At 46.3% G+C, this 14828-nt stretch carries 8 protein-coding genes; 3 read left to right on the top strand and 5 right to left on the bottom strand.

The features are described 5' to 3' along the window. Positions 1 to 304: 304 nt before the first annotated feature. The 3 genes from QT974_RS18005 to QT974_RS18015 all read left to right on the top strand — a co-directional run bounded on the left by QT974_RS18005 (position 305) and on the right by QT974_RS18015 (position 6194). On the top strand, positions 305 to 430 hold the full coding sequence (locus QT974_RS18005) for a hypothetical protein (RefSeq protein ID WP_293228855.1): 126 nt from the start codon (positions 305 to 307) through the stop codon (positions 428 to 430). 51 nt (positions 431 to 481) lie between these two features. Next, positions 482 to 2221: a helix-turn-helix domain-containing protein gene (locus QT974_RS18010; protein ID WP_333469807.1), complete on the top strand. Its 1740-nt coding sequence runs from the start codon at positions 482 to 484 to the stop codon at positions 2219 to 2221. Positions 2222 to 2753: 532 nt separating this feature from the next. Next, complete coding sequence (locus QT974_RS18015; protein WP_333469808.1) at positions 2754 to 6194, top strand: plasmid replication protein, CyRepA1 family; 3441 nt, start codon at positions 2754 to 2756, stop codon at positions 6192 to 6194. Positions 6195 to 6817: 623 nt separating this feature from the next. Here QT974_RS18015 and QT974_RS18020 read toward each other — a convergent pair. From QT974_RS18020 to QT974_RS18040, 5 genes are all read right to left on the bottom strand, one after another. Then, positions 6818 to 8950, bottom strand: a complete 2133-nt coding sequence (locus tag QT974_RS18020) for a protein kinase domain-containing protein (RefSeq protein WP_333469809.1) — start codon at positions 8948 to 8950, stop codon at positions 6818 to 6820. 94 nt (positions 8951 to 9044) lie between these two features. After that, on the bottom strand, positions 9045 to 10331 hold the full coding sequence (locus QT974_RS18025) for an FHA domain-containing serine/threonine-protein kinase (RefSeq protein WP_333469810.1): 1287 nt from the start codon (positions 10329 to 10331) through the stop codon (positions 9045 to 9047). A 23-nt stretch (positions 10332 to 10354) separates the two neighbouring features. After that, positions 10355 to 12373, bottom strand: a complete 2019-nt coding sequence (locus QT974_RS18030) for a PP2C family protein-serine/threonine phosphatase (protein WP_333469811.1) — start codon at positions 12371 to 12373, stop codon at positions 10355 to 10357. 139 nt (positions 12374 to 12512) lie between these two features. Then, entirely contained in the window at positions 12513 to 13076 is a 564-nt protein-coding gene (locus QT974_RS18035) for an FHA domain-containing protein (RefSeq protein WP_106331267.1), read from the bottom strand. A gap of 220 nt (positions 13077 to 13296) precedes the next feature. Then, positions 13297 to 14679, bottom strand: a complete 1383-nt coding sequence (locus QT974_RS18040) for a vWA domain-containing protein (RefSeq protein ID WP_333469812.1) — start codon at positions 14677 to 14679, stop codon at positions 13297 to 13299. Between the last annotated feature and the right edge of the window lie 149 nt (positions 14680 to 14828).

The following is a 14828-nucleotide window of genomic DNA, read 5'->3' on the forward strand; positions in this document are numbered from 1 at the left end:
TTTTTGGCTCTACTCGCGGAGCATCCCTGTTCCAAAACTGTCCGAAGTATTGTTATAATAGATGTGCTTTGTAGGAGAAATTAGTGGAAAAACCGGAAGCATAACGTCCCTCTGTGCGAAGGCTGTTTGTGGGTTAGGGGATGATTGAGATTTGACAATAGCTTGTATTAACAGTTCTTAGTTTCGGGCAGAAATTAACAGCGATCTAGCAGGAAATTATTACTGGAAAATCTTAAAACAATAGCGTTATGGTAAACTGTAGTAACGAGCGAATTGGGACAAGTATATGGGAGAACTTTCGATCATGAACTTAGTGGAAAAACACATTATTTCTCGCCACCACTGGAACGCAAATGCTTTGGGAATACAAGGCGTGGTAGTACGGAAAGTTCGGGTTACTCCTTACAAAACGGTTCGAGAAAGCAAGTGAGATATTTGTCTATCAAACCTGTAACTATTATTGGCATAAAGAGGCTAGGCTATGGAGTTATCTACTACCACCACCACCACCACGATAGATGGCGACCGCATTCAAGAGTACGCCAAGAAGCTACGCCAGGGTAATTTTTTAGAAAGTGTGGCCTTGAATGTAGCAATGGGGATTCATACCGAAATTACTAAAAGGGATGAAACATTAGAAGGCTTTAGTCCTAAGTGTGTTGATGAACTCGAAAAATTTCTCAAAGAGCAGATAGTTGATGATGCTTTTTACTTGACAAAAGCAGAGGAGATATTAAATCATCTGACCTTCAGGCTTCAGGCAGGTAGAACCGAGGAAAATTTATGGAAAAACGTGGCACTTGATTCAGCTTTAATTTTTCTAGAGCCACTCGATTTATCCAATCGGACACTAGATGAGTTAATCGCTATGCTGGGGCTGGCTTCAAAAACAGTTCCCGCAACCGAACCCCAGGTATTTATCAGCACCACAATCACTCAAATACTCACCTCAGCCCCTCCTAGAACGGCTTGCAAGTCCTTATTACGAATTTGGGATTGGCAAGAAGATACCCATAAAAATGTGTTTTTTCGAGATAATTACAGCACGGGTTTTGTTAAGTTAGCCTTAAAGGATAAAGACCCAGTTACTAAAGAATATTTTTACTTTACAGGCAAGGCAGCCTGGGGAATTATTGAGGAATTTGGCAGTTTGGGGAAAGATACTGCCAAACTCCACTGTTTACTATCTGCCTATGTTTTTCAACAGGCTGTGCCTTTGAGAACTGAAATTAAGCTAGCTGGAACTGGGAAAAATGGTGGCACTAACCTCATAGACTTAATGGGTTGGGGTGAGCGTAAAGATATGACCACTTCCCAGAAGTTACTCAGGATAGAGAAATGCCTGAAACTTCTGAGAAGGCTGGACGCTACCATTAAATGGAATATCGGAAAGCTAGGATGCGATATGAATTCCCTCATTTGGGACGTTGCTGTGGAGCGCTACGGGCAGCGTAACATTTTCACAGATGAAATTGATGAACCAACAGAAATAGTAGCCTTCATTCGGGCGGGTAGATGGGCTGAGTTTTTCTTTAATAAACCTGGCAAAAATGCCAGGCCTCCAATTGCCTTATATGAGTTTGGTTGGATTTCAGAAGCAACGCTAAAAATGAACCCGTATCATGATGAGTTAGCCTTCTTAATTGCCATCAATATAACAACAGAAAGCGCCATTCATACAAATGGGAAATACACGGTTAAGACCGTGCTAGAGATGGTGATGCCGAAAAATGAGATTGAATTAGCCCGTAAAGATCATCGCTACGCTGGTAAGCTGAAGCAACGTTGGGATAAAGCCTTAATGCAGCTAGCTGAGTTAGATTGGCAGATTATATATGACTCTGAAACCTACCCAGAATGGTTGCGTCCTGGAAGTACAACAGGTAAACCCAAAGATTGCAAAAAAAGAATTATTGATTTACTGCTAGAAGCTGGCGTCACCATCAAGCCTCCCGGTAAAATTCCTGCCTTGATAGCTGCTAAAAAATCAGCATCTTTGCCCCGGAAACGGAAATCAGCATTTGCTGCCCCGTTAGAGTGGGAACCGATACAGAAGGCTTGTGAAGCAAAGGATTGGACGAAGCAAAGAGTCATCGCCGAAAAGCTGGGCATATCTCAGCAGCTAGTCTCACAGCTTCAGCGCGGCAAGCCAATTAGCCCCAAAACCGCCGCCCACCTCAGAAAAATCTTGCCTAAAGTGCTACCAGAATTGTCAATCTAGCTTCCTGTCCCCTTGACCCCAACTCCAGCCCCAAACGTAGTAAGGCTGGAGTTTTGCGTAGTAAGGCAAAAATGACCTCAAAATTACCTTCAAACTTTTACCAGGCAAGGCTTACGACTTTACTACAGACACACCCGGATCTAGTGACAAAAACACCCGGATCTGGTGACAAAAACTCCCGGATCTGGTGACAACTCAATTTTGAAACTCTTGACTAGCAAGCATTTCAAGACCTTACTACGCCTGGATTATCTTAATTAATTAATTATCTTTGATCGGCGTGCAAGCAGCGATTTTCAGAACATGAGACAAAGGGATGTTCCCCACTCAAGGAATAGCCCGGTGAAGATTTATCGAGATAGCACAGCCATTGACCTTCAAAATCAGTCCTCACAGAGACTCACAGTCCACTTGACTCCATCTGACCCGTTCATGAGGCGCTCTGGCGGTAGCCAGATTCGGGTGCAACTTGGAGCGCCTTTCGCATTGCTACTAGGCCAGAAGGTCAACACAGCCAACATGGGGGTGCGTTATGGTCTTATCTAAGTCCGCCCTCAATGAATGGCAAGAAAGCGGTGTAGACCCCGCCATCTTCGCCCTCAACGTGCAAACTCTTAGTGGCGACGCCCCCTACGCCTACCTCGTCTACGAAATTAACGCCGCCTCCGGCAGAGTCCACCCCGACGCACAATGGCGGTGGGCCAGAAAACACTACAGCCACATCGAACACGGTGGCTGGTGGTGCTCGGGCCTTGACCCCCTCAACAACTGGCAGCCCATGTATTGGGGCTGCTTCAAACCCGATCGGCCCCGCAACAGCTTCGATCCAAACGGTAAAACCAAGCCCGTCAAATACGAACACCCCCCCAAAACCCCCACCAGAGCCTTCTTCCTGCAAGTCCCAGACCACATCTGGGCAAAAGTTGCAGAACGCCACGGCGTCCCCATCAACCCTGAAAACCCAGAGGACTTAGAGATGGGGAGCACAGGAACGGGGGAGACGGGAGACGAAAATCTCCCCTGTGCCCCTGTGCCCCTCCCCGGCGTCACGAACCCGCCTCAATTCTGGGAATGGGTTTGGCTCAACAACATCCCCGTCACCATCGTCGAAGGCGTAAAAAAAGCCGCCAGCCTGCTCACAATGGGCTACGCGGCCATTGCCCTCCCCGGCGTCACAATGGGTGTCAGAACCAAGAACGCGCTAGGGGAGAAGTGCAGCCCCTATCTCATCCCCGAACTCCAACACTTCGCCACCCCAGGGCGGGAAATCTACATCGGCTTCGATCGCGACAGCAAGCACTCTACCGTCCTCAACGTCAACCGCGAGATTGACAAACTCGGCCGCCTGTTCACCGCCGCCAAATGCTCTGTCAGCGTCATCACCCTGCCGGGACCGGAGAAAGGCATCGACGATTTCGTGGTAGCCAGAGGCGAGGATGCGCTCATTGCCCTCAAAAACGCAGCACGAGGCTTCCAATTTTGGCGGGATAGGGAATCATGGCTTTTAACCTATCCCGCGTCTTTAACGCTAAATTCTCGCTATCTGGGAAAACTCCCCTATCCAGAGGCCGGCTTAGCCTGCATCAAATCCCCCAAAGGCACCGGCAAAACCCGCTCCCTCGCCCACCTAGTTTCCCACGCCCTCAACACGGGCGAACGCCGCGTGCTAGTCATCACCCACAGGATTCAGCTCGGCCGCGCCATCTGCGCCGGGTTGGGAATCAACTACATCGACGAAACCAAGAACTCGCCGGAAGGCAAATTATTCGGGTACGGCTTGTGTGTAGACAGCCTCCACCCCCACTCAATGGCCCGTTTCAACCCCGAAAACTGGTCTGGGGCGATCGTCCTCATTGATGAGTGCGAACAAGTCATCTGGCACGCCTTGAACTCCAGCACCTGCCGCGAAAACCGCGTCGCCATCTTGCAAACCCTGCAAGAACTCATTCGCACCGTCTTAACCACCGGCGGCTTAATCGTTGCCCAGGATGCTGACTTATCTGATTGCGCGATCGACTACTTGAAGGCGCTTGCTGGCATCCCTCTCGAACCTTGGATTGCCGTCAACGAATGGAAACCTAAAAAAGAGCGGGACGCGATCTTCTACGCCACTCAAAGTCCCGCACCACTATTCGCTCAAATGGAGCAAATTCTGTCGCGAGAAGTCACCGGCTGCGACATTGAAAGTCGCGCCCTCTGCTGCCCGCTCGATCGAAACAGGCCCCACATTATGGTTGTTGAAGACTCCCAAAAAGTCAAAGGAAAATGGTCGTGTCGCAACCTAGAAACACAACTGCAAAAACGATTTCCCAACAAGCGCATTCTCAGGATTGATAGCGAGTCAGTAGCCGACCCCAACCATCCCGCTTGTGGCTGCGTTGAGAATCTTAATGCCACCATTCAAAACTACGACATCATCATCGCTAGCCCCACCATTGGCACAGGAGTTAGCATCGACATTCGCGGTTATTTTGCAGCGGTATTCGGCATTTTCAAAGGAGCAATTGCCGTCAACGATGCCCTGCAAAGTCTCGCTCGAGTCAGGGATGAAAATGTTCCAATCTTTGTCTGGACAGCGCCCTTTGGCATTGGCAAAATTGGCAACGGCAACGCTTCTTATCGAGCTCTCCTTGCTTCCCAGCAGAAGGTTATCAAAGCCAATATTCGCTTGCTGCAAGGAGTTGACTTCGACATCGACGCGGCCCACGACCCGGTTCACCTGAGAACTTGGGCAAAAATGGCTGCTAGAATTAATGCCGGAATGTGGCATTACAGGGAGGCGATTAGGTACAGCCTAAAAGCTGAAGGGTTTCAGGTAAAACTGTGCCGAGAAAATCAGCTAGAACAACTCCTTTTAGAGGGATTAGCGCAGCAAATAGCAGCCAGCGCGATTAAAAACTGGAAGCTATTGCAGCAGGTTGCCCAGAAGGTTGATGCTGGGTTAAATGAATTAAATCTCCGAAATGTTGGAGCTGCTCTGGCTAAGAAAGAGGCTGAGTCAATTCAGCGAGAAAACTGCAAAGTAGAAGCGGATGCTGTTGCTGATGCTCCTGATATTACTCTGTCTGAGTATCTGGAGTTGAAGGACAAGCGCTCCAAGACTCGGGGCGAAATCAATCAAAAGCGCAAGTATCAACTGCAAGAGACTTATGGGGTGTCGGTGACGCCCGAGCTGAAATTGAAGGACGACGACGGCTGGCTGCCTCAAATTCGCCTGCATTACTATTTGACCCATGACCCAGAGTTTGTCAGGAAACGAGATAAAAATCACTTGGCGGGGCATCAAGAAAGGGGTCAAGGGAAGGTTTGCCCGCAAGATTTGCGCTTCCTGAAAGCTTCTGTGGAAGCTCTCAGGAAGTTGGGGCTGGTGGAGTTGTTTGACTCAGACAGGGAGTATCGAGGGACTGACCCGGAGGTGATAGCCTTTGCTCAAAGGGTCAAGCAGTATTCTGCGGACGTGAAGGATTTTCTGGGTATCAGGATCCACCCTAATGCCCAGCCAATGGAGGTGGTTCAGTACGTTTTGAAGAGGAAGCTGGGCTTTACCCTGCGACGGGTTCGCCAAGAAAGGTCGGAGGAACGAGATGCTTTGGACAGGTCTAAGCGCATTCGAGTTTACCAGTTCGAGTTCCCCAACGACGGCAGGTCGGCGATTTTTGCGGCTTGGCAGCAGCGGGATGAGAAGACTATCTCTTTGGCAGAAGCTGTGGCTCCTTGTTTGGAAGGAATTCCTGGCGGCACAGGGTCGGATAAGAATATAAATATATCGGAGGCTGTGCCGCCAGCAGATGAAGCTGCGATCGCAGGACACTCATTGAAAGTGGGCGCGCTAGTGCGGTTTGCTGGTGAGGTTCAAAAATATGTGGTTAAAGCTGTCTCAGGCGCTCAAGTGATGGTGAAATCGTTGCTTTCGGGTGCGATCGTCCACACTTATGCTCGCCGCTTAGAGCTGGCGGATGGAGGAGCGTGGTGAAAACGCTGCCAAAAAGTGCGATTCGTTTAGCCCAGCGCGACCTGAAAAATGTGAGTTCGACGCGGGAGTTCGCAACTAGAAACATAGACAGACTCGTTCCTCGCTAGTGTTGTCACTCACCAGGGCAACAGTTTATTGTTCGCAACTCGCCGATCTTGGCTCACTGTTGGAGCCGGAGAGAGTGCGCTAACAACCAACTGAGTAAGATTGCCCAGGTGCGATCGACGCTCGCGCAACACAGTAATGGAAAAAGATGGAAAGCAAGTCACAAATGTAATTGGACTTTGGACAAAGAGAGAATTTCCCTTCGTGATGTTGTAGCGCGAATAAAGCTGGTTGGACTGATATTTTGCACCATTCTCAATTAGATAAATCTTAGGAAAGAGGCGATAGCGCGTCGCTGGAAATCGGGTGAGAGTCAAGTTTTGCAAGTGCACTGATGTCATATACGCCGTGGAATTATAGCCTTATAAAATATGTACAATTCCAAAACTTCAATAAAGCAAATACCCCCTGAAAAATAATGCTTGTATTGATGCTCACCATAAGTTAATTCTGTTGCTCCTAGCCCGCCCCAAAAATACAATTTAGATGCGAGACAGCTTAAAATGATAAAAATCGCACTAAATCTCAACGCCGATTACTTGGAAAGCTTGTTTAATGCCCTGAGCTAAAGCCAGTTTGTGCTGTTGACCATAGAGTTCAAAACTTGTCCGATAAGCCGATCGCATAGCCCGCAAATTCTCAACTTGACCTTTTTGGTCTTTAAGATTGAACAAAACCCAAGCTAAATTATGATGAGCCTCAGCATAATCCGGTTGTAGCTGAACGGCTTTTTCCAAGTATGACTGCGCTGGCCGCCACTGTCCCTGCCGCCCCAACAATGTACCTAAACGAAATTGGACAAAAGCATGGGGTGGAAATTTCTGATTGTAAGTTTCATAAGCTTGGATAGCACCAGGAATATTTTGGAGTTGTTCGCGAGAAATCCCTAAATTTTCCAATACCCAAGCAGGGGCTTGTTGGGAGCGCGTCGCTTTTTCAAAATTAGGAATAGCATCAGTCCATAGCCCCTGCAAAGCTTGTTTCCAGCCTGTAAATCCCCAGGCGAAACTGCTGTCAGGAACCAGAGTGATAAACTCTTGGAGGCGTCGCTCTAGATCGCGTGCTTGTTGAGTAATTACTGCTCTATCTAAGGCGATAATTAGACAAGGATATGCCCAGCGTAGCAATTCGCGATCGCCCTGAGAATTCGCCTGTTTTGACTTAGTAATAGCTGGTGTAGCATGACTAATAGTTAGTTTCCAGTCTTTTTGATTCACTGCAATCCACCCTTTCAATCCTAGTACAAAAGGTGATGCTAGCTTCATTTTAATTTTCGGATCTAAATCACCTTTTGTCTCGATTTGAATGGCGCGATCGATCGCACTTTCTGCCTGTTGCCAATTTCCAGTTTTGCCCAAAGCCCAAGCTAGATTAGCTTGTACCCAACTCTCATGAGACAAAAGATTTGCTGCTTGCTGCAATTGTCTAACCGCTTCTGGCCAATTTGATTTGCGGCAATTAATCAAACCCAGCACTCCATAGCCCCTGCCATCATTCGGTTTCAATTGAATCGCTCTCTGTGCAGCAACTTCTGTTTGAGAGTGATTGAGGTGAATCAAAACCAGGGATAATTCTACCGCTGCTTCACCATTATTAGGCTCAGTAGTTAAACATCTTTCGTAAGCCTCAACAGCTTCTGCCAAGTTTCCTTGCTTAACAAAATCCAGGGATTTCCTGTGCAGAGGCGTGATAAAGTGACCTTTGAGCGCATCAATGAGTTCATCGGCCGTTTGAAATCTCTCCTCTACCTTCGTTCTCATGCCGGTTAAAATAACCTGTTCAGTTAAAGGGCTGAGATCCGGGCGTAATTTTCGAGGTGGAGTCAGAGTTTCTGATGCTACTCTGTCGGTAGCGGCGGCTGGTGGCTCTCCTGTTAATAATTCATACATTGAAGCACACAAGGCATAAATATCTGTAGCAGGATAGCGTTTGCCTTTTGCTGAATACTGTTCTAGTGGAGCATATCCGGGGGTTAACAACTGCGTCATATTAGTAGTTTGATTAGCAATAAACTCTCTAGTAGCACCGAAATCTATCAAAACGGCCCTATCTTGATTGTCAATAATAATATTATCTGGTTTAATGTCCCTATGGAGGAGATTATTAGTGTGAACAACTTTTAAAGCTGATGCAATTTCAATTATATAGCCTTTCACCCGCTCTTCAGATAAAGGTTTTTCCTCATTTCCTACCTGGTATAATGACTTTCCCGAAATAAACTCCATAACTATATAAGCAGTTTTATTTTCTTCAAACCAGTCATAAACCTTAGCAATATTCGGGTGAACGCATCTCGATAAATAATTCGCTTCAAGCTGAAATTTAGAGAGTTGTTGCTGTTTGATTTGTGGAGAAATAGAATTCGGCCAAGTAATGGTATTTCCCTGTCTGATTGCTTTTTCAGGCCACAGTTCTTTGATGGCAATACCCATTAAGTTTGTTGAATCAGTACCTTTATAAGTAATTCCAAATCCGCCTTCTCCCAAGGTTTTTTCGATCTTGTAGCGGCCTTGTTTGAGTAATGCGCCAGCAGGCAAATGATAGGAAGATGAACTGCTGCTACCAGCAGGAGTGAGAGAAAAGCCGCAGACAGTACAAAACGACGCATTATCGGAGTTTTCTGTCATGCAAGCGGGACAAGTAATAGACATTTTAGTTACCTCAGTTCAAATTTAAAATTTTCTCAAATTGAGTTGGTTGTGCCTTCGACCCTTCGACTTCGCTCAGGGGCCGGGAGTTGGTTTTTTAAATGTTCTCAAATCGAAAGCGAATTTTGCCAAAGGCAATCTCATCCCCTGAATTTAAAATTTCAATGGCAGTCATTCTGTTGCCAAACCTAGATTGTCCGGCGCGTTTGATGAAAGTTCCATTAACTGAACCTAAATCTTTGACTTTCCACTCTCCGGCTTCTTGATAAATTCCAGCGTGGGGGCGTGATACAGTATTGGCATCTGGAAAACTATCTAAATCGATATCTGGCAATTCACCTCCTGGCTCACTTCTCCCTATAATTAATCTGCTTTTATCTAATAAAATTTCTGTGATGAAACTAACGGATTTGAGAGGAATTAGTTTGGGTGTGACACTGCTTCCTCTCAAAACTTTAATCAGTTCATCGGCTGTTTGAAATCTCTCCTCTACCTTGATTTTCATTCCTGTTAAAATGATGTGTTCAATTAAAGGGCTGAGGTCGGGGCGTAATTGACGAGGGGGAACTAGGGTTTCTGAAGATATTCTATCTGTGGCTTCTGCAGGAAGTTGACCGGTTAATAATTCATACATTGAGGCACAGAGAGCATAGATATCTGTAGCGGGATAGCGCTTGGCTTTGTAGCTGTATTGTTCGAGGGGTGCGTATCCCCGCGTTAGGGTGACGCTCATTTGTCTAGTTTGTCCGGCAATGAATTCTTTTGTTGCACCAAAATCAATCAGAATTGCTCTGTCTTGGCCATCTATCAGAATATTCTCTGGTTTTATATCTCGATGTAGCAATTTTGCCCCGTGAACGATTGTGAGTGCTGCTGATAGTTGCAGTAAGTAACGTTTCACTCGTTGCATAGGTAGCGGCCCCTCTTCTTCCAGGATTTTAGAAAGGGGTTTACCTGTAATGAAATCCATCACCACATAGGCGGTACTGTTTTCTTGAAAATAATCATACACTCTGACAATGTTTGGATGCTGACACTGAGATAAATATTGAGCTTCTGTTGCTACTTTCTTGAGTTGCCAGTCTTTATCTTTTGGAGTGACTGTGTGGGGCCAAACCACTGTGGTTCCCTGTCGGCTAGCTTTTTCTGGCCAGTTTTCTTTGATGGCGACAGTCCGAGAATTTACTAGGTCAATACCTCTGTAGGTAATGCCAAATCCACCTTCGCCAATTAAGGTTTCAATTTTATACTTTCCTTGCTGGAGGGAACTGCCAGCAGATAAGTAATAGCCAGATGTTTGCACGGAAAAAGGAGCACCGCAACTCATACAAGCTAGGGCATTTTCATGATTTTCTGTAGCACAATAAGGACAGATGATTGACATGACTAATATCTACTCCGATTGATTTAGTAACGGTTGTCTGGATGGCTGCTAAGTTCTAAGGCTAGAAGTGTGGCGTTGTCTGATGCTCCTCGCTGAAGGACGCAATTAATGACTTCATCAACTGCTGTTTGCAAAGTTTTGTTATGGGTAAAAAATTGAGCTATTTCTGGATTTGATACTAAATCCCATACGCCGTCGGAACATAGTAGCAAGATATCACCGTTTTCTAAGGCTAAAGATAGGTTTTGATCTGAACGGCTTAATTGTTGGACGTAGCCATCGCTTAATCTGCGTTTTGAGCCGATCGACTTTGTGAGCACATTGCGATCTGGGTGATCTAAACTTTCTTCTGGGGTGATTTGACCGCTGGCTACCAGCATGGCTACCAGCGAATGGTCTTCGCTTAATTGGCGTATTTCTCCTTGTCTGAAAAGATATATGCGACTATCTCCAACATGGGCGATCGCCAAATCTCCTCCCACTGCTAAAGTGATACTTAATGTGGTTCCGCCGTCCCGCACATGAGTAGCTACAGATTCATTGGCTTTCTGCACTAATGAAACCAGCCATGCAGCTTTTTGTTCTATAGTGTTGAATTCAGCAGGAATGGGTTCTTCTAGGACTGTTTGAACTGCCAACTTACTAGCAACTTCGCCCTGAGACATTCCGCCCATGCCATCAGCAACAACTCCTAAGATGAGGGTTTCGGAATTGCTTAACTGCATTTGGCGGATGCCATAACTATCTTCATTTTGCAAGCGGCTGGTGGATAAACCTGTAGTCGATCGGCTGGCGACATTCCAGTGTATTTTAGTACCTTGTAAAGATTGCCTGGTTTCTACCAAGAGACTTAAGAGTTGAGACAAGGGAAAACGTTCTTCTGGTAAGGGTGAGAGAGCAATTTTTAGGAGTTGATAAATTCTGGGAATGGGGTTGATTTTAAGGTCGATTTGGTTGGTGGAGGAAAGGGGTTGTTTGTGAATGGCGTGATACAATAAGGCTCCTACTGTATAGCTGCTCATTGCTTCTTGGATGGGATGGCTGCCATAGGCGAGTTCGGGAGCGGCGTAGTTTTCTGACAAGCCCGATCGCAATTTTTCATTCAATGGATAAGCTCCTGTTAAATCAAAAAATTTGATTGGAGTTCCTAGTTCAATAAATTGGGGCAGGATTTGGACGAAACACCACCCACGCTGGTGAATATAGCGAAAGAATTGACAAACTTGACTGGTTATGAATAAGCAAGATTCTAAGGAGTTATCTTCTCCTAGCCAAGATTGTAAGGTTGTGTTGTCTTCAGGGAGATAGGTTAGTAGTAGTAGTTTGCGATCGCCCTCATCTGCACACATTTCCTCTTCTGGGTAACATTCCTCCTCTAAATACTCGGATTCTCCATTAGTTGCATCAGCAGTACAAGACTGAGGCGTTTCCACTACAGAAACCGGGTTTCCACTTAGTTCTCCCCGCTCCCTGAGCGTAGTCGAAGGGTCTAAAGGCTCAACTACCAGGTTTTTTAGGGAATCTGCTGGCTGCAACGAACTATCATCAACCCCACCAATTTCTGCGCCCCCATCCGTAAGTTTTGGATTGGTTTCATCAGTAGCATCTTCGGGGGCTACGACAGATTTTTCGTCATTTTGCTCTGCTTCATTGAAGATTGGCTCTGCTGAATTTGCCAAAGATTCTAGCTGGTCAAAATTTGTTTTTATTTCCGGCTTTTCTGGTTTCTGTGGCTGAGGATGTTCAACTGATCGCCAATCTACCTTGACAGAATCTTTGGTAGTCTTTGCCAGTAGTTCTCCAATCATTTTATAGCCACTCAAAACCTTCCTTAGTTCAACTTCTTGCTTTAATGCACCTTCGCAAGCACCGACACGCAACAATCCAAAATTGTTTGTTTTAGCAGTATCATCATCGGCTTGAATCTTCACTTTAAAGTAGTGAATTCCTGCTCTCAGTTGCCCCAAATAGGATAAAACCTCTAATTTGAAGTTATCGATGGAAAACTGAGTTTTTTCTTGAATTGCCAAAGTATTTGTCATAGGAGTAGGCAGTGATTTAGTTGTAGATTTTGGAAACAGATCGGGGGGTTCGGAAACCGGGTTTTTTACGAAAAATATTCGTTGCAGCCGGCAGATTCGATAAAAACCCGGTTTCTTTGGCGAAGTCGGTCAATCCTAATTAAGGACTTTGGAAGAGGAAGCGAATTTTGGCGATCGCAATTTCATCTCCACTATTCAAAATCTCAGGCATGGTAATTCTGGCATCGAATTTAGACTGACCTGCCCGTTTAATAAAAACACCATTAGTCGAGCCAAGATGATCCTTGATTTTCCACATTCCTCCTTCCTGATAAATTTCTGCGTGCTGGCGAGAAATAGTTTCGTCTCCCGGAAACCCTTCTAAGTCAACATCTACAGGCCCGGTATCTGAATCAAATTTGCCGATAACTGCATTGCTTCCATCTAGCAGAAATTCGCTTGTAGGCACGTTAGATTGTTTGGAAATCAGCCTCGCAGTTCCAGTGGAAGGTGTGAAAGTAGGGGGAATTGGTGGCGGAGGAGAAATTGGGTCTGGCAGAACCACAGTAGGGGCTGAAGATGACGATACAGGTGGAGTAAAAGGGGCGTTAACAGGGGCACTTACAGGCGGTGCGCTGGGCGATCCTAGTTCATAGCCACAAGCATCGCAAAATTCTGCATCACTGGCGTTGTCATAATTACAGGCGGGGCAAGTAATTGTCATGGTTTTAGTTCCTTTGTTTGTAAGTGGGGGGTGGGAATTTGTAAGTGTGAGATTGGACTAGGCGGTTCCTGAGCGTAGTCGAAGGGCGGTTCCTGAGCGTAGTCGAAGGATAGGGTTTCGACTTCGCGGTTCCTGAGCGTAGTCGAAGGGTAGGGTTTCGACTACGCTCAACCAACTGGATAGGGTTTCGACTACGCTCAACCAACTGGGTAATTCCTGTCTAGGTTCCTGATAGCTTCCGAATTTGTTCTTCCGAAAGCTCGTTATTGATATCTCCGCCCCATTTGACGGTTTTACCTTTGGAACCCATTTTGACGGTTTTGCGAGTTCCATCGGAAATTCTGCGGGTTTTTCGCAACTCGTCTTGAGCTTGATTGAGAGATTGAGTCATAGCATCATTGCCAATTCTTACAGTCATGCGGCGGGCAGTTTCTAGCAATTCTTCCGCTTTTTGAGGATTGCTTTCAGCAATGCGAGTAGCATCACCAACAAGTTGGGAAATATTGCACTGTTGTACATAAACCATTACCTCTTGATCGAGTTGGGCTGCTACTTGTCCGGCGACAAATTGTACGAGTAGATTGGCAGGGGGCAATTCACCGCGTCGGTTTTGTCCTGGTACATCGTAGGTTAGGCCAAGTTGGGCAATTCTGACGCGGGAGGCGGCGCGACTTTCCATGCTGAATTCTAAGATGAAAACGGTTTCATCGTTTCCTACAGCATTGCCAATGGGATAGGGGTCTTGAGTGAGAGAAAATTCGGCTTGAGAGGGATAGGCGCGGACAATGCGAGTCAGTTTTACTCCTTTTACTGTTTTCACAGTTAAGGCTAAGTTGGTGATGACTTCTTGTTGCGCTTGGGTGAATTCTTGAATGATTGTATCTGGCAGTTTGCTAATGGAAACTGCTGTACCGCCTGGGTTTTCTTCCGCAACAATATGAAGCGGAATTCCGCCAGTGGTGTCGCTGAGATAGGTGAGTAAGTTTTCGTTAAATTCTCCAACTCCTAATGCGGTAATGGGGGTATTATTGGAGGCGAATTCGCTGGCTATCGCCCTGCATACATCTTCGTCAAAGGTTTGACCGTCGGTGAATAGCAATGTGCGCCGGATGGTCATGTTTTGCCCGGAGAGCAAGCTTAATGCGCCGCGCAAACCCAATCCCATGCGCGTACCGCCGGAAAAATCCCGGAGTTGTTCGATCGCACTTTCTAACTGACTCGTTTGAGTAGCTGGAGTGAGTCCGATCAGGGTGGAAGCCGAGTCATCAAACTTGACAATGGCAATGCGATCGCTCGCACTAAGTTTCCCAGAATGAATCATTTTTTTTAGGGACTCAATCACAATACCTATCTTCGTTTCCCCTCCGGTGACTCCCATATACTCTTGACCATCCACCGTAAAGGTATTGCCAGTGGGTACGACATCACCGACGACAACTTCACGCATGGAACCGCTGGTATCAATTAAAAAAACAAAGGTTGTGGGCGGGCGCGTATTTGCTACTTCTTTTTTCGGCCACAGCTTCAACATTACAAATAGTTTTTGTTCTGAGGAATCGGCTGGTAAGAATTCGCGGTGGGGTGTGATTTGGACATTTAGCATTGTGTTTGCCTTGGGTAAATTATCTCACAGAATTGGAAATTTTTGCTGAATTTTTACTGATATCTGGCACTTTTGCGATCGAGCTGTGTCTAGCCTCCGATCCCCCCTAGCCCCCCTTAAAAAGGGGGGGACAAGAAGGTGCTGCGAAG

Source organism: Microcoleus sp. BM001215392 (assembly GCF_036700185.1).
In the GTDB taxonomy this organism is placed as follows: domain Bacteria; phylum Cyanobacteriota; class Cyanobacteriia; order Cyanobacteriales; family Microcoleaceae; genus Microcoleus.

Bases quoted from the DNA above. Each gene is read 5' to 3' on its own strand.
- QT974_RS18020 (WP_333469809.1), bottom strand. From the start codon at position 8,950: ATGTCTATTACTTGTCCCGCTTGCATGACAGAAAACTCCGATAATGCG.
- QT974_RS18010 (WP_333469807.1), top strand. From the start codon at position 482: ATGGAGTTATCTACTACCACCACCACCACCACGATAGATGGCGACCGC.
- QT974_RS18005 (WP_293228855.1), top strand. From the start codon at position 305: ATGAACTTAGTGGAAAAACACATTATTTCTCGCCACCACTGGAACGCA.
- QT974_RS18025 (WP_333469810.1), bottom strand. From the start codon at position 10,331: ATGTCAATCATCTGTCCTTATTGTGCTACAGAAAATCATGAAAATGCC.
- QT974_RS18035 (WP_106331267.1), bottom strand. From the start codon at position 13,076: ATGACAATTACTTGCCCCGCCTGTAATTATGACAACGCCAGTGATGCA.
- QT974_RS18030 (WP_333469811.1), bottom strand. From the start codon at position 12,373: ATGACAAATACTTTGGCAATTCAAGAAAAAACTCAGTTTTCCATCGAT.
- QT974_RS18015 (WP_333469808.1), top strand. From the start codon at position 2,754: ATGGTCTTATCTAAGTCCGCCCTCAATGAATGGCAAGAAAGCGGTGTA.
- QT974_RS18040 (WP_333469812.1), bottom strand. From the start codon at position 14,679: ATGCTAAATGTCCAAATCACACCCCACCGCGAATTCTTACCAGCCGAT.